At 74.0% G+C, this 25,374-nt stretch carries 23 protein-coding genes; 13 read left to right on the top strand and 10 right to left on the bottom strand.

Annotated elements, in window-relative coordinates; genetic code table 11:
* Nucleotides 1–124: 124 nt before the first annotated feature.
* Entirely contained in the window at nt 125–2,512 is a 2,388-nt protein-coding gene (locus E4198_RS17355) for a transglycosylase domain-containing protein (protein WP_136183965.1), read from the bottom strand.
* 308 nt (nt 2,513–2,820) lie between these two features.
* Between E4198_RS17355 and E4198_RS17360 the strand changes: the two genes are divergently transcribed.
* From E4198_RS17360 to E4198_RS17370, 3 genes are read left to right on the top strand one after another with little or no spacing between them, the layout of a single operon-like run.
* On the top strand, nt 2,821–3,633 hold the full coding sequence (locus tag E4198_RS17360) for an ABC-2 family transporter protein (RefSeq protein ID WP_136183966.1): 813 nt from the start codon (nt 2,821–2,823) through the stop codon (nt 3,631–3,633).
* A 55-nt stretch (nt 3,634–3,688) separates the two neighbouring features.
* Nucleotides 3,689–4,453: an ABC transporter permease gene (locus tag E4198_RS17365; RefSeq protein WP_136185447.1), complete on the top strand. Its 765-nt coding sequence runs from the start codon at nt 3,689–3,691 to the stop codon at nt 4,451–4,453.
* A gap of 16 nt (nt 4,454–4,469) precedes the next feature.
* Nucleotides 4,470–5,432 carry an ATP-binding cassette domain-containing protein gene (locus E4198_RS17370; RefSeq protein WP_136183967.1) on the top strand — a complete coding sequence of 321 codons (963 nt, stop codon included), beginning with the start codon at nt 4,470–4,472 and terminating at the stop codon, nt 5,430–5,432.
* 60 nt (nt 5,433–5,492) lie between these two features.
* Here E4198_RS17370 and E4198_RS17375 read toward each other — a convergent pair whose 3' ends face one another.
* Complete coding sequence (locus tag E4198_RS17375) at nt 5,493–6,812, bottom strand: SGNH/GDSL hydrolase family protein (RefSeq protein ID WP_136183968.1); 1,320 nt, start codon at nt 6,810–6,812, stop codon at nt 5,493–5,495.
* A gap of 227 nt (nt 6,813–7,039) precedes the next feature.
* Between E4198_RS17375 and E4198_RS17380 the strand changes: the two genes are divergently transcribed.
* Nucleotides 7,040–8,323, top strand: coding sequence for a DUF445 domain-containing protein (locus tag E4198_RS17380; RefSeq protein WP_247597719.1), 1,284 nt, complete (start codon nt 7,040–7,042; stop codon nt 8,321–8,323).
* Between the two features lie 190 nt (nt 8,324–8,513).
* A complete protein-coding gene (locus tag E4198_RS17385; RefSeq protein WP_136183969.1) occupies nt 8,514–9,371 on the top strand; it encodes a fumarylacetoacetate hydrolase family protein in 858 nt (285 codons plus the stop codon).
* 64 nt (nt 9,372–9,435) lie between these two features.
* Here E4198_RS17385 and E4198_RS17390 read toward each other — a convergent pair whose 3' ends face one another.
* Nucleotides 9,436–10,506: a Gfo/Idh/MocA family oxidoreductase gene (locus E4198_RS17390; RefSeq protein ID WP_136183970.1), complete on the bottom strand. Its 1,071-nt coding sequence runs from the start codon at nt 10,504–10,506 to the stop codon at nt 9,436–9,438.
* 131 nt (nt 10,507–10,637) lie between these two features.
* Between E4198_RS17390 and E4198_RS17395 the strand changes: the two genes are divergently transcribed.
* The 4 genes from E4198_RS17395 (at nt 10,638) to E4198_RS17410 (ending at nt 14,083) form a co-directional block, all read left to right on the top strand.
* Complete coding sequence (locus tag E4198_RS17395; RefSeq protein ID WP_027763502.1) at nt 10,638–11,417, top strand: HAD-IIA family hydrolase; 780 nt, start codon at nt 10,638–10,640, stop codon at nt 11,415–11,417.
* Between the two features lie 126 nt (nt 11,418–11,543).
* Entirely contained in the window at nt 11,544–12,326 is a 783-nt protein-coding gene (locus tag E4198_RS24975; RefSeq protein ID WP_168711461.1) for a hypothetical protein, read from the top strand.
* 7 nt (nt 12,327–12,333) lie between these two features.
* Nucleotides 12,334–13,038, top strand: a complete 705-nt coding sequence (locus E4198_RS17405) for a class F sortase (RefSeq protein ID WP_136183971.1) — start codon at nt 12,334–12,336, stop codon at nt 13,036–13,038.
* On the top strand, nt 13,025–14,083 hold the full coding sequence (locus E4198_RS17410; RefSeq protein WP_136183972.1) for a glycoside hydrolase family 6 protein: 1,059 nt from the start codon (nt 13,025–13,027) through the stop codon (nt 14,081–14,083). Before E4198_RS17405 ends, E4198_RS17410 begins: the two co-directional genes overlap by 14 nt.
* Nucleotides 14,084–14,111: 28 nt before the next feature.
* Here the strand turns inward: E4198_RS17410 and E4198_RS17415 are convergent, their stop codons facing one another.
* The gene (locus E4198_RS17415; RefSeq protein WP_136183973.1) at nt 14,112–16,118 is read right to left on the bottom strand and encodes a kelch motif-containing protein; all 2,007 of its coding nucleotides are present in this window, start codon (nt 16,116–16,118) and stop codon (nt 14,112–14,114) included.
* Nucleotides 16,119–16,356: 238 nt separating this feature from the next.
* Between E4198_RS17415 and E4198_RS17420 the strand changes: the two genes are divergently transcribed.
* Together E4198_RS17420 and E4198_RS17425 are read left to right on the top strand one after the other, a co-directional pair.
* Nucleotides 16,357–16,950, top strand: coding sequence for a lytic polysaccharide monooxygenase auxiliary activity family 9 protein (locus E4198_RS17420; protein WP_136183974.1), 594 nt, complete (start codon nt 16,357–16,359; stop codon nt 16,948–16,950).
* A 197-nt stretch (nt 16,951–17,147) separates the two neighbouring features.
* Nucleotides 17,148–17,975, top strand: coding sequence for an amidohydrolase family protein (locus E4198_RS17425; RefSeq protein ID WP_247597945.1), 828 nt, complete (start codon nt 17,148–17,150; stop codon nt 17,973–17,975).
* Nucleotides 17,976–18,018: 43 nt separating this feature from the next.
* On the opposite strand, the gene E4198_RS17430 is transcribed toward E4198_RS17425, so the two are convergent.
* Both E4198_RS17430 and E4198_RS17435 read right to left on the bottom strand, forming a co-directional pair.
* Nucleotides 18,019–18,540: a hemerythrin domain-containing protein gene (locus tag E4198_RS17430; RefSeq protein ID WP_136183975.1), complete on the bottom strand. Its 522-nt coding sequence runs from the start codon at nt 18,538–18,540 to the stop codon at nt 18,019–18,021.
* A 113-nt stretch (nt 18,541–18,653) separates the two neighbouring features.
* Complete coding sequence (locus tag E4198_RS17435) at nt 18,654–19,349, bottom strand: nitroreductase family protein (protein WP_247597720.1); 696 nt, start codon at nt 19,347–19,349, stop codon at nt 18,654–18,656.
* 84 nt (nt 19,350–19,433) lie between these two features.
* On the opposite strand from E4198_RS17435, the gene E4198_RS17440 reads away from it, so the two are divergent.
* On the top strand, nt 19,434–20,363 hold the full coding sequence (locus E4198_RS17440; RefSeq protein ID WP_136183976.1) for a LysR family transcriptional regulator: 930 nt from the start codon (nt 19,434–19,436) through the stop codon (nt 20,361–20,363).
* Here E4198_RS17440 and E4198_RS17445 read toward each other — a convergent pair.
* From E4198_RS17445 to E4198_RS17455, 3 genes are all read right to left on the bottom strand, one after another.
* A complete protein-coding gene (locus tag E4198_RS17445) occupies nt 20,337–20,798 on the bottom strand; it encodes an ATP-binding protein (RefSeq protein ID WP_247597721.1) in 462 nt (153 codons plus the stop codon). The genes E4198_RS17440 and E4198_RS17445 overlap by 27 nt on opposite strands.
* Before the next feature lie 81 nt (nt 20,799–20,879).
* Nucleotides 20,880–21,503 carry a LysE family translocator gene (locus E4198_RS17450; RefSeq protein WP_136183977.1) on the bottom strand — a complete coding sequence of 208 codons (624 nt, stop codon included), beginning with the start codon at nt 21,501–21,503 and terminating at the stop codon, nt 20,880–20,882.
* Nucleotides 21,504–21,562: 59 nt separating this feature from the next.
* Nucleotides 21,563–22,393, bottom strand: a complete 831-nt coding sequence (locus E4198_RS17455) for a putative protein N(5)-glutamine methyltransferase (RefSeq protein ID WP_136183978.1) — start codon at nt 22,391–22,393, stop codon at nt 21,563–21,565.
* Nucleotides 22,394–22,698: 305 nt separating this feature from the next.
* Here E4198_RS17455 and E4198_RS17460 point away from each other — a divergent pair, with 305 nt between their 5' ends.
* On the top strand, nt 22,699–23,295 hold the full coding sequence (locus E4198_RS17460; protein WP_348771308.1) for a response regulator transcription factor: 597 nt from the start codon (nt 22,699–22,701) through the stop codon (nt 23,293–23,295).
* Nucleotides 23,296–23,331: 36 nt separating this feature from the next.
* On the opposite strand, the gene E4198_RS17465 is transcribed toward E4198_RS17460, so the two are convergent.
* On the bottom strand, nt 23,332–25,254 hold the full coding sequence (locus E4198_RS17465) for an ABC transporter ATP-binding protein (RefSeq protein WP_136183979.1): 1,923 nt from the start codon (nt 25,252–25,254) through the stop codon (nt 23,332–23,334).
* Nucleotides 25,255–25,374 lie beyond the last annotated feature (120 nt).

A 25,374-nucleotide genomic window follows, 5' to 3' on the forward strand; every position in this document is an offset into this window, starting at 1 on the left:
TGCGGGGGTGCGTCGTCTTTGCCTCGGTCGGCTCCCGTGGGGCCAGGCCGCCCGGTACGGCGCGTCTCGTCGGGGTGTTCCGAGGCTAGCAAACGGGCGTGTGCCGGGGCGGTGCGGCGGCCGGTCAGCCGCCGCCGTCCTCTCCGGCGCCCACTTCTCCGGTGCTCTGGCCTCCGCCGTAGCCGCTGGAGGTGCCGCCCCAGGCTTCGCCGCCGGGGCCGTCCGTGGTGCCGCCGTCGGTCGCGCCGCCGTCGGCGGTGCCCCCGTCCGTGGTGCCGCCGTCGGTGGTGCCGCCGTCCGTGCCGCCCGTGGTCGGGTCCGGCGGGATGGACGGGCCGCCGGTGGGGTCCGGGGTCTCGGTGGGCGGGGTGGGGATGCCGGGGTCCGTGGGCTGGGTGGGGGGTTCCTCGGTGGGGACGTCGGTGGCGGGCGGTCCGCTGGGGTCGGTGTCCTCGCTGGGAGGCGCGGTGGGCAGCACCGGGCCGCGGGTGTCGAGGTCGAAGTCCTTCACCGGCTCGCCTTCGAGGGCGGCGGCGGTGTAGGCGCCCCAGATCTCGGCGGGCGGGCCGCCGCCGTTGATGCGGCGCAGTCCGAGAGCCTTGTACATCGGTTCCTGCGCGCCGGTCTCGGGGTTCTTGCCCACGACGCTGATCACGGTGGCCAGTTCGGGGGTGTAGCCGGCGAACCAGGCGGCCTTGTCCTCCTCGGCGGTGCCGGTCTTGCCGGCGGCGGGGCGTCCCGCGGACTGGGCGGCGGTGGCGGTGCCGCCCTCGACGACGCTCTCCAGCACGGCGGTGGTGGTGTCGGCGGCGTCGCGCGGGACGACCCGCTTCTCCTTCCGCTCCGGCAGGTCAACGGTCTCCGCGCCGCGGGTCACCTTGGTCACCAGGGTGGCGTCGCGGTGCATGCCGTGGTTGGCGAGGGTGGCGTACGCCTCGGCCATGTCGACGGTGGAGGCGGGGGAGACGCCCAGCGAGATCGATGCGCCGACCTTGGGGTCGATGACGCTGTCGGGGATGCCCAGCGCGGTGGCGGTCTCCCGGACGTTCTCGACGCCCACGTCGACGCCCATCTGCGCGAAGACGGCGTTGATCGACTTGTCCATGGCCTCGGAGACGGTGACCGGACCGTAGTCGACCTGGTCCTCGTTCTCGGGGGCGAAGTCCGTGGGCCGGCCGTCGACCTCGGCCGGACGCCCGCTGGTGCCGTCGTAGACGGTGCGGGCGCTGACGGGCTGTCCGTCCTGGGTGGTGGAGTCGTGGTCGAGTGCGGAGGTGAAGACGAACGGCTTGAACGTGGAGCCGACCTGGTACTCGCGGGCGGTCGCGGTATTGGTGTACTGCTCGACGAAGTTCTCGCCGCCGTACATGGCGACGACCTCGCCGGTCTGCGGGTCGACGGAGGTGCCGCCGGTGCGGACGTAGGTGTCGACCTTGCGGTTCTCCTCGTCGAGGCGGGAGACGAGTTCCGCGTCGACGGCGTCGACCAGGGCGTCCTGCTTCTCGCGGTCGATGGTGGTGCGGATGGTGAAGCCGCCGGACCGCAGCCGGCCCGCCGAGATGATGCCGCTGTCGATCAGGTGGTCGTTGACCGCGTTGACGAGGTAGCCGCGCTGGCCCGAGAGGCTGGTCGACGGCTTGACCGGGTCGGGCTCGGGGAAATCCATGGCCTTGCGCTTCTGCTTGCTCAGCCAGCCCTCCTCGACCATGCCGCGCAGCACGTACCTCCAGCGGGTCTCGGCGCGGTCGGTGTTCTCCGGGTGGGCCTTGACGTCGTAGGCGCTGGGGGCGTTGACCAGGGCGGCGAGGTAGGCGCCTTCGGCGATGGTGAGGGCGTCGGCGTCCTTGCCGTAGTAGGCCTGGGCGGCCGACTGGATGCCGTAGGCGTTGCGGCCGAAGTAGCTGGTGTTGAGGTAGCCCTGGAGGATCTCGTCCTTGCTGACCTCGTTGTCCAGCTTGATCGCGATGAAGAACTCCTTCACCTTGCGGGTGACGGTCTGCTCCTGTGTCAGATAGTAGTTCTTCACGTACTGCTGGGTGATCGTGGAACCGGACTGCGTCGAGCCGCCGGTCATCATGTTCCACGCCGCACGCGACATCGCCTTGAGGTTGACGGCGGGCTCGCTGTAGAAGTTGCGGTCCTCGGCGGCCAGCATGGCGTGCTGCGCGCCGCGGGAGATCTCGTCGAGGGGGACGCTCTCCCGGTTGTAGTCGCCGTCGACGGCGATGCGGCTGCCGTCGGAGTACAGGTAGACGTTGGACTGCGAGACGGCGTGCGGGTTGGGCTCGGGGATGTCGACGAGCAGGTAGCCGGCGACCATGCCGCCGGAGATCACCAGGATCACGGTGAGCACCGTGCCGACCACCATGCGCCAGGTGGGGATCAGCCGGCGCGCCCCGGTGCGCCGGGAGCCGTTGTGTTCCGCGTCCGGTTCCCCGCCCGGTTCCTCGCGGGGCGTCCAGTCGCCGTCCGCCGCGTACGGCCCGGTGTCACGGTTCGGCTCGTCACTCATCGTCTGCAGGCACTCCCCGTCCACGTCCGGGCGTTCGGATAGCCGTCCGGATCCACTCTCGCATCCTCCGCACCGGCCTCCGGTGACCGGCCACGCGCCGCTGCGGCGTGGCGTGTTGCCGCATGGCGTACGGCGTACCCGGGCGTGGGGCGGAAAACCCTTCGCCCGGGGCGGGTGCGCGCCCGTAGGCTGGTGGATTCGCTTCGTTCCGGCTCCCCGGCTCGCTGCCGCGGGGGTCGTCCGCGCCTGCGTGCCGGGCGGCGGCTGTGGAGCCGCTTTAGATACAGACGGGGGAGGGGCCGGGAAGGATGCATCGCGGCGGGGTCTATTTCACGGTGACGGCGGGCTCGTTCCGGCGCTACGCCACCTACCGGGTCGCGACGGCGGCGGGTGTGTTCACCAACACGGTCTTCGGCTTCGTCCTCGCCCACACCTATCTGGCGCTGTGGTCGGAGCGGCCCCGGCTGGGCGGGTACGACCAGGCGGAGGCGCTGACCTTCGTGTGGACCGGGCAGGCCCTGCTGGCGGCGGTGGCGCTGATGGGCGGTGGTGCGCTGGAGGACCTCCAGGCCCGTATCCGCAGCGGCGACGTGGCCGTGGACCTGTACCGGCCGGTGGATCTGCAGCTGTGGTGGCTTGCGGCGGATCTGGGGCGGGCGGCGTTCCAGCTGGTCGGCCGCGGGGTGGTGCCGGTGGCGGTGGGGGCGCTGGCGTTCGAGCTGGCGCTGCCGTCGTCGCCGGTGACCTGGCTGCTGTTCCTGGTGTCGACGTGGCTGGCGGTGGTGGTGGGGTTCGGGTTGCGCTATCTGCTGGCGCTGGCCACGTTCTGGGTGATGGAGGGCACCGGCCTGAACACCCTGTCCACGCTGCTGAACACGTTCTTCTCGGGGATGCTGCTGCCGCTGACGGTCTTCCCGGGGGCGTTCGGGGAGGCGGTGCGGACGCTGCCGTGGGCGGCGATGCTCCAGGTGCCGGCGGACGTGCTGCTGGAGCAGCACCGGGGGGCGGCCGCGGTGGTGTCGGCACTGGCGTTCCAGGCCGGGTGGGCGGTGGTGGTGCTGGCGCTGGGGCGCGCGCTCCAGGCGGTCGCCATCCGGAAGGTGGTGGTCCAGGGTGGCTGAGGGGCTGCTCGTGCGGATTCTCTGGGGTCTGCGGGCGTACGGCTTCATCGTGCGGATGTGGGTGCGTTCGGCGCTGGCGTACCGCGCGTCGTTCCTGATGATGACGCTCGGCGGGATCGCGATGACGGCCTTGGACTTCGTCGCAATCGTGATCATGTTCACCCACATCGAGGAGTTGGGCGGCTTCTCGCTGCCGGAGGTGGCGTTCCTGTACGGCGCGTCCAGCGCGTCGTTCGGGCTGGCGGACCTGCTGGCCGGGTCGTTCGGGCGGGTGGGCGGCCGGGTGCGGGACGGGACGGTGGACGTGCTGCTGGTGCGTCCGGTGCCGGTCTCGGCGCAGGTCGCCGCCGACCGGTTCGCGCTGCACCGGGTGGGGCGGCTGATCCAGGCGGGGCTGCTGCTGGGCTGGGCGCTGTGGCACCTGGACGTGGCGTGGACGCCGGGTCGGGTGCTGATGGTGCCGGTGATGGTGGTGAGCGGCGCGCTGATCTTCGCCGCGGTGCTCGCGGTCGGGGGCGCGTTCCAGTTCTGGGCGCGGGACGCGTCGGAGGTGCAGAACGCCTTCACCTACGGCGGTCAGACGATGCTCCAGTATCCGCCGACGGTATTCGGACGCGAGCTGGTGCGGGGGGCGACGTTCGTGGTGCCGCTGGCGTTCGTGAACTGGGTTCCGGCGCTGTACGTGCTGGGCCGGGGCGACGTCCTGGGGCTGCCGTGGTGGGCGGACTTCGCCTCGCCCGCGGTGGCGCTGGTGTCCGTTGCGGTGGCGGGGCTGGTGTGGCGGGCCGGGCTGCGGGGCTATGTGAGTACGGGAAGCTGAGAGGGAGCCGGGACGGATGGACGCGTGCATCGAGGTGGAGGGGCTGGAGAAGGTGTTCCGGGTGCGGCGGCGCACCGGGCGCCGACTGCGCCGGGAGACGAGCGAGGTGCGGGCGGTCGACGGCATCACCTTCTCGGTGCCGCGCGGCCAGGTCGTGGGCTACATCGGCCCGAACGGGGCGGGGAAGTCGACGACGATCAAGATGCTGACCGGGATCCTGACGCCCGGCGGCGGGCGGCTGCGGGTCGCCGGTCTCGACCCGGCGCGCGAGCGTACGCGGCTCGCGCGGCGCATCGGGGTGGTGTTCGGCCAGCGCACGACACTGTGGTGGGACCTGCCGCTGCGCGACTCGTACGCGCTGGTGCGGCGCATGTACCGGGTGCCGGCGGACCGCTTCCGCGTGAACCTCGACCGGTGCGTGGAACTGCTCGGTCTCGCCGACCTGCTGGACGTGCCGGTGCGTCAGCTCTCGCTGGGACAGCGGATGCGTGGGGACATCGCTGCGGCGCTGCTGCACGACCCGGAGGTGCTCTACCTGGACGAGCCGACGATCGGGCTGGACGTCGTCAGCAAGGCACGGGTCCGCGGCTTCCTGCGCGACCTGAACGCCGAGCGCGGTACCACGGTGCTGCTCACCACGCACGACCTCACCGACATCGAGCAGCTCTGCGAGCGGGTGATGGTGATCGATCACGGGCGGATGATGTACGACGGGGCGCTGGGCGGGCTGCACGAGGTGGGGGAGAGCGAGCGGACGCTGGTGGTGGACCTCGAGCGGGAGCTGGCGCCGATCAGCGGGGTGCCGGGGGCGCGGACCGTGCGGACGGAGGGGCCGCGGCAGTGGCTGGCGTTCCCGGCGTCGGCGAGTGCGGCGCCGGTCGTGGCCGCGGTGGCGGCCCACTATCCGCTGGTCGACCTGTCGGTGCGGGAGCCGGACATCGAGTCGGTCATCGCCGCGATGTACGCGGGGCGTGCGTAGGGGCGCGGCGGTGCCGGAGGGGACGGGGAGGCGGGCCCCGGCGGGGAGGCGCCGGGATGCTCAGAGGCGTGCCGGGTCGGGGTCGCCGGCGAGCTGCCCGAGCTCCACCGCGTGGGCCATCGCTCGGTAGCCGTTGTCGGACGGGTGCAGGTGGTCGCCGGAGTCGTAGATGCCGCGCAGCCGCTGCGGTGCGGCCGGGTCGCGCAGCGCCGCGTCGAAGTCGATCACCGCGTCGAAGACGTCACCGGACCGGATGCGGTCGTTGACGGCCTGCCGCACGGCCTCCTCCCGCGGCTCGTAGCCGCGGTGCCCGCCGGACGGGGTGAGGGTGCCGCCCACGACCCGGACGCCCCGCGCGTGGGCTCTCCGGGTGATCTCCTGGAGGCCCGCGACGATGCGGGCGGAGTCGAGTTGCTGCGGGTGCTTGAGGAGGTCGTTCAGGCCCAGTTCGACGACGAGGACTTCGACGCCGGTCCGGGAGAGTGCGTCACGGTCGAGGCGGTTCAGGGCGGAGGGTCCGTTGTTCGGCGAGTAGTCGAGGCCGTCGATCAGCACCCGGTTCCCGCTGATGCCCGCGTTGAGGACGCTGTACCGGGGGGCGTCGGGCTCGGTGCGCAGCCGTTCGGCGAGGAAGTCGGTCCAGCGGTGGTTGGCGCCGGTGGACGAGGTGATGCCGTCGGTGATCGAGTCGCCGAGCACCGCGACCGCGCCGTCGGCCTCGGTGGTCCACACGTCGACGGCTGTCACCCACCGCCAGTACGGGCTCTGCTGCGTGAAGTCGGTGCCGGCGACGGACCGGGTCAGGTCGCCCGGCCCGGCGTAGTTGGTCTGCCGCGCGTGGTTGTGGAAGGTCACCGGGCCGGACGCCTGGCGCGTGTACGTGGTGATCAGCAGGTCGCCGGCGGCCGGCACGTTCAGCCGTACGGCGTCGCTGACGGCCTTCTCGCCGGGCGGGATGGTCACCGAGGGGCGGCCGTCGAAGGTGAGCCGGCGCAGGCTGCCGGCCTTCGCGGTGGGGCTGCTGGGCGCGGCGGCGAGGGCGATGCCGGCCCGGGTGAAGGTCAGCGGCCTCTCGCCGAAGAGGTTGGAGAGGTGGATGCGGGCGCGGGTGCCGCCCACGGAGGTGTGCACGACGTTGCGGACCGACATGTCGGCGAAGGCGTTCCGGGTGCCGGGCTCGGCTGCGGCGGGGGCGGCGGCCCAGGTGCCGATCCAGCTGCCGGAGGAGGCGGGCCGGGCGCCGCCGGCGCCGGACTGCGGGCCGTCCGCGCCCTCGTCCCGTCCGGACGCCTTGCCGAAGCCGACGAAGACAGCCGTGGACACCAGGACCACGAGGGCGGCGAGTGCTGCCAGCAGGGCATAACCCAGGTTTCTGGTCATGCGCGGTGTCTCCTCGGGCTGTCGGAGCGGGCTCCGGCGGTCGGGTCTCTCATGATCCCACGGTGCCCCGTGTGGACTCGAATCGTCAGACGCGGGGAACCCCTGGGGCGTTCCCCGCGTATGGCGGGTGGGGAACGCGAGGAGAGAATGTGCCGAGGCCAGCGGAGCGGGTGGAGCGGATGGACCAGTCGGAACGGGGTGGAACCGCCACGGCGGAACGGTCCGGTGTGAGAGCACTCACACGGGGTCCGGGAGCGTTCACGGCCGCCGACGAGGAGCGTCAGCGCGGCGTGCGCCGGATGAAGCTGATCGCCACCGGGGCGCTGGCCGCGATGGCCGTCGTCTTCGCCCTCGCCACGTGGGCGGGCGAGTCCGGCGCCGGCGCCTGGACGGGGTATGTCGCGGCGGCCGCCGAGGCCGGCATGGTCGGTGCGCTCGCCGACTGGTTCGCCGTCACCGCCCTCTTCAAACGCCCGATGGGTCTTCCCATCCCGCACACCGCGATCATCCCCACCAAGAAGGACCAACTCGGCCGGAGCCTGGGCGACTTCGTCGGGGAGAACTTCCTCTCCGAGGAGGTCGTGCGGGCCCGGCTGCGTTCCGTGGGCATCGGCAGCAGGCTCGGCGGCTGGCTCTCCGAGCCGGCGCACGCGGACCGGGTGACGGCCGAACTGGCCACCGCCCTGCGCGGCGCGCTCACGGTGCTGCGCGACGACGACGTGCAGGCCGTCGTCGGCGAGGCCATCACGCGGCGGGCGGAGGCGCAGGAGATCGCGCCCGGCCTGGGCCGGCTGCTCGAGCAGGTCGTCGCCGACGGCGGCCACCGCCGCGTGGTGGACCTGGTGTGCGTGCGGGCCCGGGACTGGCTGGAGCGGCACAGCGACTCCGTGATGGAGGCGGTCAGCGGCGGCGCGCCCGGCTGGACGCCCCGTTTCGTGGACCGCAAGGTCGGCGAGCGCGTCTACAAGGAGCTGCTGCGCTTCGTCACCGAGATGCGGGACATGCCCGGGCACCCGGCGCGCGGTGCTCTCGACCGCTTCCTCACCGACTTCGCCCGGGACCTGCGCACCGACGAGGAGACGCGGGAGCGCGTCGAGCGGCTCAAGCGTGACGTGCTGGGGCGGTCGGAGGTGCAGGACCTGATCGCCTCGGCGTGGTCCTCGGTGCGGGCGATGATCGTGGCCGCCGCCGAGGACGAGCGCAGCGAACTGCGCATGCGGGCCCGGGCGTCGCTGCTGTCGCTGGGCCGGCGGATGGCGGAGGACGACCGGCTGCAGGGCAAGGTCGACTCCTGGGTGGAGGGCGCGGCGACGCACGTCGTCACCACCTACCGCGACGAGATCACCTCGCTGATCAGCGAGACCATCGCCGGCTGGGACGCGGAGCACACCTCCCGCAAGATCGAGGCGCACATCGGCCGGGACCTGCAGTTCATCCGCATCAACGGCACGGTGGTGGGTGCGCTGGCCGGGCTGGTGATCCACACCGTCGCGCACGCGGCGGGCGCCTGAGCACGACGGCCCCGGCGGCGCGGCATCCGCGTCCCGCTCCCGGGCCCGCGTCCCACTGGGTGGGACGCGGGTTGCGCTGCGGCACACCTCCTTGGAGGATCGTCCAACACGCTGTGCGGTGGCCGTCCCCACCGTGATCGCCCGCGTATCCCGCCCGCTGCGGGGCGCGCCACGACCACGGGAGACGACCATGAAGCTGCTGCGTGTCGGACCGCCTGGCGCGGAGCGCCCAGCCGCCTTGGACACCGACGGGGTGCTGCGGGATGTTGCCGCGGTGACGTCGGACATCGACGGCGCGCTGCTCGCCGACGACGCGGCCCTCGCCCGGGTACGGGCGGCGGTCGACGGCGGCGGCCTGCCCCGCCTCGACCCCGGCGCTCTGCGGATCGGCCCGCCGGTGGGCCGGGTCGGCAAGGTCGTGTGCATCGGCCTCAACTACCACGATCACGCGCGGGAGACGGGCGCCGCGGTCCCGGCGGAGCCGATCGTCTTCCTCAAGGCGGCGGACACCGTCGTCGGCCCCGACGACCCTGTCCTGGTGCCGCGGGGCAGCACGAGGACCGACTGGGAGGTCGAACTCGCCGTCGTCGTCGGCCGCACCGCGCGGTACCTGGAGACCGACGCACAGGCGCGCGCGTGCGTCGGCGGGTACGCCGTGGCCCACGACGTGTCCGAGCGCGAGTGGCAGCTGGAGCGCGGCGGCACCTGGGACAAGGGCAAGAACTGCGAGACGTTCAGCCCGCTGGGCCCCTGGCTGGTCACCCCCGACGAGGTCCCCGACCCGCAGGCGCTCGGCCTGCGGCTGCGCGTCGACGGCCGGCTGATGCAGGACGGGACGACGGCCGACCAGATCTTCCCCGTGGCGGAGGTCCTCCGCTACCTCAGCGGCTTCATGGTGCTGCGGCCCGGCGACGTCGTCCTGACCGGCACCCCGGCGGGCGTGGCGATGGGCCGGCCCGAGCCCAAGCCGTACCTGAGGCCCGGCCACGTGGTCGACCTCGAGATCGACGGCCTCGGGCGTCAGCGCCAGGTCCTCACCGCGGCCTGAGGTTCCGTTCCCGCCGGGGCCTCGCCCCCGGCGGGAGTGGTCGCGGGCCGGTGGCGGGGGACTCTCACACCCCGGCGGCGAGGGCGACGGTACGGCCCTCCCGGGCTGAGGTGCGTGCGGCCTCCAGCACGCGCAGCGCCTCCGCGGCCTCGCGGGCCGTGACCGGAGCCGGCCCGCCGTCGCGGAGTGCCGCCGCCACCCCGGCGTAGTACGCGGGGTAGTCGCCGGCCTCGCTCGGTACCCGTGCCGCCGCGTCCAGGTCCCCCAGGGTTCCCCATGCCGCTTCCGGTTCCACTCCCCACGGTGTGCCGGGCTCAGGCAGGGCGCCCGCCCGCAGAGCCGCCTCCTGTGGGTCGAGGCCGTGCTTCACGTAGGCCGCCTTCGTCCCCAGGACCCGGAAGCGCGGCCCGAGTTGTGCTGCGGTCGCACTCATCCACAGGTGCGAGCGCGCCCCGTTCCGGTGGGTCAGCGCCACGAACACGTCGTCGTCCGCCTCCGCCCCGGCACGCCGGACGTCGGATTCCGCATACACCGACGTGACGGGTCCGAGGAGCGCCAGGGCCTGGTCGACGAGGTGGCTGCCGAGGTCGTACAGCAGGCCGCCCACCTCGCCGGGGTCGCCCGACTCGCGCCAGCCGCCCTTGAGCTCCGGCCGCCACCGCTCGAAGCGGGACTCGAAGCGCAGCACCTCGCCGAGCGCGCCCTCGGCGACCAGCGCCCGCACGGTGCGGAAGTCGTTGTCCCAGCGGCGGTTCTGGAACGGGGACAGCAGCAGCCCGCGCTCCTCCGCGAGCGCGGCGAGGTGCTCGGCCTCGGCCGCCGTCGCGGCCAGCGGCTTGTCGACGACGACGGGCAGCCCGGCCCGCAGGGCGCGTTCGGCCAGCGGCACGTGTGTCCTGTTCGGGGAGGCCACGACGACCAGGTCGAGCGCGTCGGCCCGGGCGAACAGCTCGTCGGCGGTGGCGACGGTACGGACGTCCGCGCCGCGGTCGCGGGCCACCTGCGCCCGGCGCTCGGGGTTCGCGGTGACCACGGTGTCGAGGACGAGACCGTCGGTCGCGGCGATCAGCGGGGCGTGGAAGGCGGAGCCGGCGAGGCCGTAGCCGAGGAGGCCGACGCGGAGCGATGCGTTCATGGGGCCAGTCTCCCAACGGTCGCCGCGGGCTCCATGTGCAGGTCCGGGCCCCGGGGCCGGGGGCGCAGGCGTATGCCCCGGTAGGGTGAAACCGGCGCACGGACCGAACCCACCAGCAGGGAGCCGTCAACGTGGCAGAGCGCAAGCCGATCGAGTCCTGGCTCACCGACATGGACGGTGTGCTGATGCACGAGGGCGTGCCGGTGCCCGGCGCCGACGCGTTCGTCAAGCGCCTGAAGGAGTCCGAGCGCCCCTTCCTCGTGCTGACGAACAACTCGATGTACACGCCGCGCGACCTGCACGCCCGGCTGTCGCGGATCGGTCTGGAGGTGCCGATCGAGAACATCTGGACGTCCGCCCTGGCGACCGCCCAGTTCCTGGACGACCAGCGGCCGGGCGGCACCGCGTACGTCATCGGCGAGGCCGGTCTGACGACGGCGATGCACGACATCGGCTACGTCCTCACCGACCACGCCCCGGACTACGTCGTGCTGGGCGAGACCCGCACCTACTCCTTCGAGGCGCTGACCAAGGCGATCCGGCTGATCAACGACGGCGCACGGTTCATCGCCACCAACCCCGACGAGACCGGGCCCTCCATGGAGGGCGCGCTGCCCGCGACGGGCGCGGTCGCCGCACTGATCACCAAGGCGACCGGACGCGAGCCCTACTTCGTCGGGAAGCCGAACCCGCTGATGATGCGCGCCGGGCTGAACGCCATCGGTGCGCACTCGGAGACGACGGCGATGATCGGCGACCGGATGGACACCGACGTGCGGGCCGGCATGGAGGCCGGCCTGGAGACGTTCCTGGTGCTCACCGGTGTCACCCGGCCGCACGAGGTGGACCTCTTCCCGTACCGGCCGTCCACCGTGGTCGACTCCATCGCGGACCTCGTCCAGCGCGTCTGACGGTCCGTCCGGACCGCCGCCCGCCCGGACGGCCGTGCGCCACCCGCGCGGCGTAGCACCGGCGCTCCCGGGATGCGGGCCGCGCCGGAGCGGGTGATCTTCGAGGCAGCGACCCGGAGGTTCCCCATGCACCGCTCACCCGCTCCGCCCGCCCGCGCCCGCGGACGCTCACTCTCCGCCGCCGCGCGGGCCGCCTCGGTCACCGCGGGTGCGGTGGCGGCGGTCGCGGCCTGCACGCTCGCCGCCCCGGCCGTGGCTGCCGCCGCGCCCGCCGAGCCGGGCGCCGGCGGGCCCGTCGAGGTGACGCCCCGGCACGCCGAGCCCGGCAGCCAGGTCGAGCTGCGGACGGACTTCTGCGAGGTGGAGCGCACCGCGTTCGCCACGTCTGTCGCCTTCGAGGCGGACGTCGATCTGCAACGCACTGAGGACGGCGCCGCCTTCCACGGCTACGCGGTGATCAGCCGGGACGCGGAGCTGGGGACGTACGGGCTCACCGTGGTGTGCGGGGAGGACGAGAAGCGGGGCGAGGGCTCGTTCAAGGTCGTCCCGGCGGGCGACGACGGCGGTCAGGGCCGCGACGGCGGCCAGGGCGGCGATGGCGAGGAGGCCGGTGCCGGGTACGAGGACGGCCGCCCGGGGGGCGAGCCGCACGCGGGCCGGGACCCCGGCGGCCACGACCGGCCGCCGTGGGAGTCGGAGGAGGGCGGGCCGTACGAGCCGGACGACCCGCATGCGTCGCCCGTCGCTCCCGTGCGCGCGGGCGGCGGCGGGACGGCCGGCGACCACGCCTCCGCGGCGACGGACACCGCCGAGCGGGCCGGTCTCGCCCTGGCCGGGGGCGCCGCCGTCGCGGGTGCCGTGACCTGGGCGGTACGCCGGCGCCGCGCCCGCGCCCAGCCGGGCGGGTGAACCCGCGGTGACGGCGGACGGCGCGGGACAGCCGCAGGCGCCGGAGGACGGGCGGCCCTCCGGCCGGGGGCGGCTGACCACCGGCACGATCTGGGCGCTGCTCATCCTCGGCCTGTGGATCTGGGGGCGGGCCGCCACCGACGGGGGGCTCGACGGCCCGGCACACGGCGACGTCTCCGCGGCCGGGCGGCAGTTCGGCGGCGGCGAGCCGCTGCCCGCCGCGCACGCGCCGCTGGACGAGGTCGGCCGCCCGGTGCGCCTGGAGATCCCCTCGCTCGACATCCGGGCCCGCATCGAACCCACCGGACTCGACGACCGCGGCGGCGTCGCCGCCCCGCCGTACGCACGCGCGGGGGCGGTCGGCTGGTACCGGGAGGGCCCGAAGCCCGGCGAACGGGGCGTCGCCCTGGTCGTCGGCCACGTCGACACCGACACCCGCCGAGCGGTCTTCTACGGGCTGAGCACGGTCGAACGCGGCACCGAGGTGCGGGTGACCGGCGAGAACGGCCGGGTCGCCCAATTCACCGTCGAGTCCGCGGAGGTGGTCCAGGGCGAGGGCTTCGAGGCCGAACGCGCCTACGGGCAGCGGGAGAGGGGTCGTGCGGAGCTGCGGCTGCTCACCTGCGGCGGCACCTACGACCGGCAGGAGCGCGCCTACACCTCCAACGTCGTGGTGTCCGCCTACCTGACGGGCACGCATGCGACGGCCTGAGCGGCAGCGGCGGACGGCTCCACGTGCCACGGCGGTGCGCGTCGCCGGAGTGCGGGTCGCGGCCGTGCTCGTCGCGGCGGCGGTGCTCGGCGGCTGCGCCGGTACCGGAGGCGGGCCGTCCCGGGCGGCGACGGACGGCTCGGGCGGCCACGGCGACGGGGCGCCGTTCTGGAACAACCCGGCGGGCCCGGCCGAACGGCAGGCCGCCGCCTACCGCGCCGCCGGGCGGCACCGTGACGCGGAGCTGATCGAACGGATCGCGGACCGCCCGGTGGCCGAGTGGCTCGGCGCCGAGCGCGCCGAGGCCGAGGAACAGGCGCGTGCCCACACCGCGGCCGCCGGTGCGGCAGGACGGCGAGCGGTGCTCGTGCTGTACAACATCCCGCACCGGGACTGCGGCCAGTACTCGCGCGGCGGCGCCCCCGACGCCGCCGCCTACCGGGAGTGGCTGGCGGGCGTGGTGCGCGGTATCGGCGGCCGGCCGGCCACCGTGATCGTGGAGCCGGACGCGCTCCCGCACCTGCTCCAGGAGGGCTGCACCCCGCACCGTTTCCACGACGAGCGGTACCGGCTGCTGCACGAGGCGGTGACGTCGCTGGCCGCGCTCGCCGACACCGACGTCTACCTGGACGCCGGCAACGCCGGCTGGATCCGCGACCCCGGCGCGCTGGTGGAGCCGCTGCGGAAGGCCGGCGTCGGCGCGGCGGACGGCTTCGCACTGAACGTCGCCAACTTCCGGACCACCGCCGCGAGTGTCGCCTACGGCCGGGAGCTGTCCCGGAAGCTCGGCGGGGCGCATTTCGTCGTCGACACCAGCCGGAACGGCAACGGCCCGGCCGACGGGACGGGCGAGGCCGCCTGGTGCAACCCCCCGGGGCGGGCGCTCGGCACGCCCCCGACCACCCGCACCGGGCACGAGCGGGTGGACGCCTACCTGTGGATCAAGCGCCCCGGCGAGTCGGACGGGAGCTGCGGCGGGGCGCCGGAGGCGGGGGAGTGGTTCCCCCGGTACGCCCTCGCGCTGGCCCGCCAGGCCCGCCCCTGACCGTGAGGCCGCGGAGCGGGCCGGAGGGTCAGTACCCCGGGTCGGGCGGCGGGGGCCGTCGGGTGGTGGCGGGTGACGGCGCGTCGGGGTCGGCCGGCACCCGCAGCCACACCGCCTCCGACGGGACGCCGCGCTCGTCCACCGCGACCACCATGTACCAGCCGGGCGGCACCAGCCACGGTTCCTCCGGCAGCGTGACGCGCACGCCGTCGGCCGTGAGCGTGAACTCCAGCGCGACCGACCGCTGTTCGACGTTAGTGACATGCGTGGCGGAGCCGGGGCGGATGAGCCGCATCCGCGCGAGGGAGCGGGCGTCCTCGGTGCGGTAGGTCACGCTCTCGCCGAGGGCGACGGTCTCCCTGCCGCGCCGGGTGTCGTGCAGCGCCGGCCGGTCGCCGTCCCGGTGCAGGTAGGGCGGCTCGTAGACGCCGATGCGCTGCTCGAAGTCGCCGGGACGGGTCTCCTCGGTGTCGGCGAACAACGGGTCGGAGCCGAACGTCATCACCCGTCCGTCGGGCAGCAGCAGTCCGCCGGAGTGGTAGTTGCGGCCCACGAGCGGGTCGGCGACCTGCTCGAACGTGCGCCGGCCGGGGTGGTAGAGCGCGGCGGCGAGGACGTCGCCGGTGCCCCGGGCGCGATACCCGCCGGAACCGCCGGTGACCAGGACGGTGTCGTCGGGCAGTACGACGCCGGTGGGATAGCGCACCTCGGCGTACAGGTCGGGGCCGTCGGTGAAGCGCGGCCGGGGCGCGTCGAGGTCGACGAGCGCGGTGCGGGCCGTGGACTTTGCGCTTTCGCCGACTCCGCCGCCGCCGAGCACCATGTACCGCTGCTTCTGCGCCGGCGGCAGCAGGACGGACATCGACGTCTCCAGCACGTCGGGCCGGCTGAGGCCGGGCACTTCGGTGAACTCGTCGGTCTCCAGGTTCCACACGCCGGGGGTGCGGCCCCGGTCGGCCGGCCCGTAGCCGGCGTTGGAGCCGGTGTAGAAGATCCGGCCGTCCCCGGCGAGGAAGAGCGCGGGGTAGGTGGGCAGGAAGCGGGCGTCGGGCAGGTACTCCCAGCTCCGGGTGCGTGGATCGTAGACCTCGTTCCTACCGGGGACGACCTGCCCGATTTCGTCCAGGCCGGACACCGCCAGCACGCGGCCGTCCGCGAGCGTGGTGAGGGTGGGGTACCAGCGGGCCTCGCCCATCGGGTCGACCGGGATGTACCGCTCGGCGACCGGGTCGAACTCGTAGGCGGTGTCGATGCCCTGAAAGTCCTTCTTGTCGAAGGACAGCTTCTGCGCGATGCCGTAGACGTTCCGCCGCTCCGCACCGCGCAGGCCGTGCACGCGGTACTGGTCCTGGGCGCCGGTGGCGGGTGCACGGCCCTTCTTCCGTGCCTCGACGTAGACCCGGGCGCTGCCCGGGGTGACGGTCACCTCGCCGGTGTCGGGGTCGACGGTCTTGTCGGCGCGCGGGACGAGCAGGTTGTCCTGGGCTGCGAAGGTCTTCCCGTTGCGACGGCCGGTGAAGAGGGTGCCCTCGGCGAGGGTCTTCGCCCGGTCGGGGTTCTCGTTGTAGACGATCATCAGGCCGCCGGCCTTCTCCACGTCCCCTTCGAGGGTCTCGTACCGCCGGGTGCCGCCGGCCACGAGGAGGTGGCCGTCGGGGAGTTGGGCGTGTCCGGAGCAGAACAGGTCGGCGGGGGTGGGGACGTTCCGGAAGGTGCCGGTTGCCGGGTCCCACAGCACGGTGCGGAACGTGCCGGCGTCGAACATTCGCGCGTCGTTGCCGGAGCCGGCGACGAGCAGCACCTTGCCGGTGTGCAGCAGTGCGGCGTGGATGGTGTTGATGCGGTACCGCTCGGGCACGTCGACGGTCTGCCAGCGGCCGTTCTCCGCGAGGTAGCCGGGCCGGCGGATGCGGTGGTCGTGGTAGGCGTCGGCGGCGATGTCGTACAGCACCGGCCCGTTGAGCCCGGCGAGCACACACGCCGCCGCCAGGCCCAGGGCGAGACGGCGGGTCCTGCGGCTCGGGCGGTACCTCATCTGTCACGTCCGGGGTGATAGGTGACGCTTCGTCCGGCTTCACGATATTCCTCCATGCCGCCTGCTTCGCGGAACGCGGGTCCGGTCGGACGTGTCGGGTGGGCGGTTGCGGAGCCGGGGCGGCGCGGGTTCTGTGATTGGTCTGGACATGCCGAAGTGGTGGCGCTAGTTTCGCAATTGGTCTGGACCAGAAGCGCGCGACTCCCGTTCCCCACACCCCCACACCGATGGAGCAGGCATGCGACGAAGGATCAGTACGACGTCGGCGGCGATCGGCATGGCCGCGATCACCGTTCTCGCCACCGGCGGCAGCGCCCAGGCCCACGGGTACTCCTCCAGCCCCACCAGCCGTCAGGCGTTCTGCGCCGACGGCGCGGTCAGCGGCTGCGGCGCCATCCAGTGGGAGCCGCAGAGCGTCGAAGGGCCGAAGGGCTTCCCGCAGGGCGGCCCCAGCGACGGCACCCTCTGCGCCGGCGGCAACGGCCGCTTCTCCGAACTCGACGACCCGCGCGGCGGCGACTGGCCGACCAGCAACGTGCCGTCCGGACAGGACTTCACCTTCACCTGGACGAACACCGCGCGGCACTCCACCACCGACTACCGGTACTACGTGACCAAGGACGGCTGGGACCCGTCCCAGCCGCTGACCCGGTCGGCGCTGGAACTCGACCCGTTCCTGGTCGTGCCGATGGACGGGCGTCAGCCCGCCGCCGAGGAGAGCCACACCGGGCGCCTGCCCGGCAAGTCCGGCCGTCACATGATCTTCTCCGTGTGGACGGTCGCGGACACCGGCAACGCGTTCTACGCCTGCTCGGACGTGAACTTCCAGTAGGCCGGACGCTCCGGCCCCGCACCGCGGGCCCGCACGGCCCCGGCCCCCGCGCCACGGCGGCGGGGGCCGGGGCCGTCCCCGGTGCCGTGCGGTGACACCATGACGGCGTGCATCAGGAGGCGGACGACGCGACCCGACCGGGTGCCGGCACCGCCGAGGGCGACGCACAGGTCCCCGCGTTCTGGCGGGGGCTCGGCCTGCCCGGACTCGTCGACGTGCACACGCACTTCATGCCGCACCGCGTCATGGCCAAGGTGTGGGCCTACTTCGACAGCGCCGGGCCGCTCACCGGCCGCCCCTGGCCCATCGCCTACCGCACCGACGAGCGGCACCGGCTCGCGCTCCTGCGCGACCTGGGCGTACGGCACTTCACCTCGCTCGTCTACCCGCACAAGCCCGGCATGGCCGCCTGGCTCAACGCCTGGGCGGCCGACTTCGCCACCCGCACGCCGGACTGCCTGCACACCGCGACCTTCCATCCCGAACCCGAGGCTCCGGCCTACGTCGCCGAGGCGATCGACGCGGGCGCCCGGGTGTTCAAGGCGCACGTCCAGGTCGGCGCATGGGACCCGTGCGACGCGCTGCTGGACCCAGTCTGGGGCATGCTCGCCGACGCGGGCGTGCCCGTCGTCACCCACTGCGGCTCCGCGCCCGTGCCCGGCGCCCACACCGGACCCGAGGGCGCGGCCAGGCTGCTCGCCCGCCACCCCGGGCTGCCGATGATCGTGGCCCACATGGGCATGCCCGACTACGGCGCCTTCCTCGACCTCGCCGAGACGTACCCGCACGTGCACTTGGACACCACGATGGCGTTCACCCGCTTCAGCGAGGAGGAGGCGCCGTTCCCGCGTGAGCGGCTGCCGCAGCTCGCCGCCCTCGGCGACCGCGTCCTCTTCGGCTCCGACTTCCCCAATATCCCCTACGGCTACCGGGATGCGCTGCACGCCCTGGAGACGCTGGACCTCGGCGACGCGTGGCTGCGCGGGGTCTGCTGGTACAACGCGGCGCGGCTCTTCGGCCTCTGAGGCATGGTCTCCGGGCCTGCGGCCCCCGGGCGGGGGCCCGTGCTCAGTCCTCGCTCTTCCCCTCGCGCTTCCCGCGCTCCACGACCGCCCGCACGTTCGCCGGGCTGCCGCAGGCCGCCTCGAGGTGTTCCGCGCGCGACCTGACGAAAGCCTCCGCCAGTTCCGCGCGCCGGGCGTCCGGCACGTGCTCCCGGGCGTCGTTGAGCAGCGTGCGCTCCTCCTCGTCGAGGTGGTGCGTGACGGCGGCGACCAGGTCCTCCAGCTTCTCGTCCCACGCTTCGGAGGAGGTGTCCGCGATCTCGAGGAGGGCGAGCAGTGCCTCGTTGCCCTCCTGGTGTTCGTGCACGCCGTGCTCGACGTCATCCTCGTCCACCGGGTCGCGTCGGGCGAGGTCCGGGTAGACCTTCTCCTCCTCCGCCTCGCCGTGCGCGATCAGCAGGTTCGCGAACTCGGCGAGCGCCCCCGCCCGGTCCGCCTCCGCGTTCCGCATGGTGCGGAACAGCTCCTCCATCCGCCGGTGGTCCTTCAGGATCAGCTCGACGACATCGTTGTGCGCGGACGACATGATCTCTCCGGGTCTCCTCGGGATCGGTGACAGTACGCTCCGACGGTGACCGTATGTCCCCTCTGCCCCGCGGTATGCCTCGCCGCGCGGCGCGACGTACACCCGGCGTCGGGTCAGCCGTCCGCGTGCCGCCAGCCGTCGACGTGCAGCACCTCGTCCAGCGGCCGCCGCCGCGCCGGGCGGAAGGTGCTGCCGGTGTGGTGCGCGGTGGGGATCAGCGCGCCCTGGCGCACGTCGTCCGGCAGCCCGAGCACGTCGGCGACCTCGCCCTCGTACGTCAGGTGCAACGTGGTCCAGGCCGTCGCCAGGCCGCGCGTGCGGGCGGCCAGCATGTAGCTCCACGCCGCCGGGAGCAGCGAGCCCCACAGCCCGGCCTGATTGCCGGCGGGCAGCGCCCCCGCCCCCGGAAGCTGGAGGCAGGGGATCACCAGCACCGGTACCCGGCCCATCCGTTCGGCCAGGTACGTGATGCTGGCGTGCACCCTCTGCTGCACCTGCGCCTGCTCCGGGTCGTCCGCGAACAGGCTGCCCGCGGCGCTGGGCGAGTCCAGGTAGGCGGCGCAGGCCTTGCGGTACGTCGCGCCGATCGCGGCGCGCCGTTCGGGGTCGGTGACCACCACGAAGCGCCACCGCTGCGCGTTGGAGCCGCTCGGTGCTTGGAGCGCGGTCTTCAGACACTCCCGCACAGTCTCCAGCGCCACCGGGCGGTCCAGATCGAGGCGGCGCCGCACGGAACGGGTGGTGGTCAGCACCTCCTCGGCGGTCATCGCGGAGCGGTGCGGTGCGGGCGGGTCTGCTTCTGCTGCCATGCCCGCACCCTCCCGTGCCCGCCCCTGTGCAGTCCAGCTACATCGTCTACAGCGTCTTTTCAGTAGGGCTACTATGCTGGTCGCATGCTCGACGTCCGGCGCCTCAGCCTGCTGCGCGACCTCGCCGACCACGGCACCGTCTCCGCCGTCGCGGACGTCCACCGGGTCACGCCCTCCGCCGTGTCCCAGCAGCTCAGGCAGCTGGAGCACGAAGCGGGTGTCGCACTGCTGCACCGCGAGGGCAGGTCGGTGCGGCTGACCGCGGCCGGACGCACACTCGTCGCCGGCACCGAGGACGTCTTCGCCGCACTGGAACGTGCCGAGACGCGGCTGCGCCGGCTCGCCGACCGGCCCTCCGGGCCGGTCCGCATCGCCTGCTTCACCAGCGCACTCGGCCCGCTGGCTGCGCCCCTTCCGGCCGCGTTGCGCGCCGCGCACCCGGAACTGGTGCCGGCCGTGCACGAGGCCGAACCGGAGCACAGCCTCCCCGCACTCCGGCAGCAACGGGCGGACGTGGCGGTCGTCTACCACTACACCCATCTCGGCGCAGAGGCGCCGTCGTGGGCACACACCGTGCCGCTGCTCGACGATCCGCTGGCGGTCGTGCTTCCCGACGGCCATCCGGTGGCAGGAGCCGACGCCACCGCACCGGTGGACCTGCGCGACCTCGCGGACGCGGACTGGATCGCCGCCCCCGAAGGCGGCAGCTGCCGGGACGCGACCCTCCTGGCGTGCCGCCACGCCGGCTTCACCCCCCGCACGGTCCACACCTGCGCCGACTTCGGCGCCACCCTCACCCTGGTCGGGGCGGGCGCGGGCGTGGCCCTGGTGCCCCGCCTCGCGCTGACGTCCCCTCCCCCGGGAGTCCGGGCGTACGACGTGGGCGCGCCGTCGGTGGGGCGAAGTGTGGAGGCCGTCGTCCGGCGCGGCGCTGCCGGGCACCCGGCGATCGGAGCCGTCCTCGGCGCCCTGGCCGACGCGGCGTCGTCACGGCCCGCCGGCCGGCGTCCGTGACACCAGCTCGAACCACACCATCTTGGTGGCCGGCCCGGTCCGCTCCGCGTCCCACGCGTCGGTGAGCGCGTCCAGCAGCGCCAGCCCCCGACCCTGCTCGGCCAGCCCTTCCGGATCGCCGGGGCGCGGCAGTGCGGGATCGCTGTCGTGCACCTCCACCCGCAGGCCGTGCGCGCGCCGCCGCAGTATGACCGTGCAGGTGCCGTCCGGCACGTGCTTGACGACGTTGGCCAGCAGCTCCGTCACGCCCAGCTCCGCGATCTCCGTCAGCGGGGCCATCCCCCACGCGGTCACGTACGCGCGCACGATCCGCCGTACGTGCCGCGCGCTGTGGCCCCCTGGCCGGAGCCGCGTCCGGTAGTAGTGCGACGGCGCGACCATGTGCGGCTCGTAGTCGAGCACATGGACCTCGGCGTTCATCCTGGCGACGCTCACACTGAAGACTACACTCCGCGACACCTGGTGACTCACCGTGTGGTGACTGGTGACTGGTGACTGGTGGCTGGTTGCCGGTCGTCAGCTCGTCGCGACGTGGACGGCGAGGCCGGCGAGGACGGTGCCCATGACGCGGCGCTGCGCGCGGAGCCAGCGGGGGCGGGAGCGCAGGAAGGACGAGAGGGATCCGGCGGTGAGGGCGATCAGCGCGTTGACGGTGACCGCGATGGTGATCTGGGTGAGGCCGAGCACCAGGCTCTGCGCGGCGACCGACCCGCGTTCCGGGTCCACGAACTGGGGCAGCACGGAGAGGTACAAAATCGCGATCTTCGGGTTGAGCAGGTTCGTGACCAGGCCCATGGTGAAGAGGCGCCGCGGCCGGTCCGGCGGCAGCGGCTTCGGGTCGAACGCCGAGGCGCCGCCGGGCCGGAGGGTCTGCCAGGCCAGGTAGGCCAGGTAGGCGGCGCCGGCCAGCTTGACGGCCGTGTACGCGCCGGGGACGAGCGTGAAGAGCGTCGTCAGGCCCGCCACGGCCGCGACGAGGTAGACCAGGAACCCGGCGGCGACGCCCAGCAGCGACACCAGCCCGGCCCTGCGGCCCTGGGTGACCGAACGGGACACCAGGTAGATCATGTTGGGCCCGGGTGTGAGGACCAGTCCGAGCGCGACGACCGCGATCCCCACCAGTGCTTCGACGCCGACCATGCGCACCGCCTCCCGCCCTATGGCCGTCGGCGGGCGTCCGCCCGCCGACGGCCATCCTCTCAGGCGGGTGCGACAGCCTCGATCACCGTGGCGAACAGCTCGTCGCAGACGGCGACTTCCGGACGCAGCCCGGCCGCCGCCACGATTTCGGCGGCGGTGCCGGTCTGGCGTTCGCCGGTCTCGAAGAGCAGGCGCCCACCCGGGGCCAGCCAGGACGGCGCCCCGGCGGCCACGCGGCGCAGCACGTCCAAGCCGTCGGCGCCGCCGTCCAGTGCGGTGCGCGTCTCGTGCAGCCGCGCCTCGGCGGGCAGCAGCGGGATCTCGTCGGTGGGTACGTACGGCACGTTCGCCAGCAGCACGTCCACCCGCCCGCGCAGGCGGGAGGGCAGCGCGGCGAACAGGTCGCCGCAGTGGACCTGTCCGCGGGAGGGGGCGAGGTTGCGACGGGCGCAGGCGACGGCCGCGGGGTCGACGTCGGCCGCGTGCACCGCGGCGACGGCACGGCCGCGTGCGGCGGCGACCGCCGTCAGCGCGGCGCCGAGCGCGCCGGAGCCGCAGCACAGGTCGACGACCACCGCTTCGTCCGGCGCACCGTCGGCGGCGCGCCGGACGAGGAACTCGGTGCGGCGTCGCGGCACGAACACGCCGGGGTCGACGGCGATCCGTGCGCCGCAGAACTCGGCCCAGCCCAGCACGTGTTCGAGTGGCAGGCCGGACGCGCGCCGCCGGATCATGCGGTCGAGGTCGTCGGGAGTGGGCGCCGCATCGAGGAGGAGCCGCGCCTCGTCCTCGGCGTAGACGCAGCCCGCGGCGCGGAGCCGGGCGACGGCGGAGGGGTAGGCGGGGCCGGGAGGGCATGGTGCTGAGGAGTGCGGTGACGGAGAGGGCAACGAAGTGGGGGCCTTTCGACGCGTGGTGAGGGCCCCGTCCTCACCCGTGCGGGCTGCTGCCGGCACGTCGGCGAGGAGGGAGCGCCCAGCCTGCTGCTGCGGGGATGGGGCTCACCTCCTCGGTCGGTCCACTGCTGGTGCCCGCCACACTATCCGACGCACCCAAGGGGGCGCATACCGCGCAACCCGCGTGCTTCGTACGCCCCCTTGGGGACAGAATCGTTTCCGTGTCACCATCTTTCCGCCACATTCCGCAAACGGAAGGTAACACTGTGACACGCACACCGGGGGGAGGAGCGATACGCGTGCTGGTGCTGCACGAATCGCACCTCATGAGGTCGGCTCTCACGTCCCTCCTGGGGGCGGAACGCGACTTCGACGTCGCCTCGGCCTCGTGGAACGACTCGGCGCAGGGCCTCACGTCGGCCGACCCGCGGGTGTGCCTGGCGGACGCGGAGTGTTCCGGTGTGGACCGGCTGACGCCGGGCGGCACTCTCGCCGGGCAGGTGGGCGGCCCGGAGCGGGGGCTCGTGGTGCTCGCGCACCCGGACCGGCCCGGCATGCTGCGCCGCGCCTTCGCCGCCCGCGCCCAGGGATACGTCAGCAAGCACGCTCTCCCGCAGCGCTTAGTCGACGCCATCCGTCGGGTCTCCCGGGGCGAGCGATTCGTGGACGAGTCGCTCGCCTTCTCATTTCTGGAGGCGGCCGAGATGCCGTTGACGCCGCGTGAGCTGAGCGTGCTGGAGATCGCGGCGAGCGGAGAGTCCGTCGCGGGCACCGCCGCGCGCCTGCACCTCTCGCAGGGCACGGTGCGCAACTACGTGGCGGCGGCGGTCCGCAAGACAGGGGCGCGCAACAAGGTCGACGCCATCCGAATCGCGCAGACCGCGGGCTGGCTCTGAGCCGGGTTCCTCACGCTGCCCGGCTCACAACCCGGCTCAGGGCCGGGCCGGATGCCAGTGGCCGACGAGTTCGGCGTAGAGCGGGGAGCGGGCGAGCAGGTCGTCGTGCGTGCCGCACAGCGCGCGGTCTCCGTCGAGGACGAGCACGCGGTCCGCGCGCAGGGCGGAGCTGATGCGGTGGGCCACCACGATCACGGTCCCCGGCCGCTCGGCGAACGCCCGCTCCGCGCGGGCCTCGGCGACGGGGTCGAGGTGGCACGTCGCCTCGTCCAGCAGCACCAGCGGTGCGGGTGACAGGTGCGCCCGCGCCAGCGCGATCAGCTGCCGCTCGCCCTGCGACAGCGCCGCCGGATCGACCTCCCCGTCGTACCCGCCGAGTTGCTCCACCAGTGCACCGAGCCCGACCGCCTCGGCGGACCGCCGCACGGCGGCGTCGTGGCTGAGTGAGCCGTCCGGGCACAGGTAGGTGAGGTTGTCGCGCAGCGAACCGCCGAACACGTACGCCTGCTGCGGGATCAGCACCCGTTCGCCCGATGCCTCCGGGCCGCGCGGGGGCCGCACGGGCACGCCGTCCACGTGCACCGTTCCCCGCGCGGGCTCCAGCAGGCCGGCCACCAGGCCGGTGAGCGTCGACTTGCCGATGCCGCTCGGTCCGACGACGGCGAGGAACCGGCCCGGCTCCACGTCCAGTTCGAGGTCCTGGAGCACGGGGCGCGCGTTCGGCCCGTACGCGAACGTCACCCCGCGCAGGGCGACGTGAGGGCCGGGGCCGGGGTCGGGGGAGTGCGTGTTGGGGGTGGGCACGGGCTTCGCGGGCGGCGCGGCCGGTGCCCCCGACGCGCCGGAGGGGCGCCGGTCTCCGCCCGACGGATGCCGGTCTCCGGTGAAGGTGAGCCGGTCGAGGACGACGAGCAGCCGCGTACCGGCCGTCCCCAGCGCGTTGATCAGCGTGTGGAGTGCCGGAAGCAGCGACTGGGTGAGGAACGTGAGCGCCCCCAGCAGCTCGCCCGCGGTGACGCCCGCGTCGAGCAGCCACGGCGTGCACACCAGCAGCAGCATTACGGGGAGTTGCCCGGCGACGCCCAGGGCGAGGTTGCGGGCGGCGGCCCAGCGGGCGAGGGCGGTACTCGCCCGCCGCCCGTCCTCGATCAGCACGTCCGCCTCCCGCGCGATCCGCTCCTCCGCGCCGCACGCGGTGACGTCGCGCAGGCCCGCCGCCGCGGCCCCGAAGCGGCCGGACACCGCCTCGTCCGCGTCGAGGAACTGCCGCTGGCGTACGGCGGTCGGCGCGAGCGTCCAGGTGAACAGCGCCATGCCCAGGGCCAGCGGCGGCAGCACGACGAGGAGCAGCAGCGGCGCGAGCGCGGCCAGGCCGACCAGCGCGCCCAGCGCGGTGAAGACGAACGACCGGGTGACGAGGACGAGTCCGGCGAAGCCGTCGCGGGCGATCTCTGTCTGACTGGTGAGCCGGGAGACCGCGGTGGTGTCCACCCGGGCGGGCGCGCCGACGGCGACGTGCAGCGTACGGGCGACCACGCGTCGCACCAGGCCGTCGCGCAACGGCTCGACCAGGTCGGCCAGGTGGCGGAAGACGCCGCGGGTGGCGAGACCGCCGACCAGCACGGCCAGTGCGCCGACCGCGAGCCAGGCCAGGCCGACACCGGTGCGGCCGGCGAGGAAGCCGTCGTCCATGGCGCGGGCCACGCCGTACCCGCCGAGGAACGTCTGCCCGGACTCCAGCAGCGACCACGCGCCGAGCCGCACCAGCGGGCGCAGCCGTCGCCGCAGGAACGTCCGCGCCTGCGGAGCGACCCGCCGCCACGCGCCCCGCCCCGGAAGGTCGTTGGCCGCGGCACCCGTGCCGAGGGGCGCTTCGGCCGGCGGGCCCGCCGGGTCGCCGGGCGTCGTCCGTGCGCCCTCGGCCTCGTCGCGCGCCCTGGTCTCCGTGTCGGTACTCATCGCCCGCCCTCCCCTTCGTCGGGCGCGGCAGGGGAGCGGAGGGGCTCGGGCGCCGCACCGCGTGCCTCCCGAGCCCCCGGAGCGGCTCGGTGGCCGGTGCGGGGGCGGGGCCGGTCGTGC

The sequence above is a fragment of the Streptomyces sp. RKND-216 genome (genome assembly GCF_004795255.1).
GTDB lineage: Bacteria > Actinomycetota > Actinomycetes > Streptomycetales > Streptomycetaceae > Streptomyces > Streptomyces hazeniae.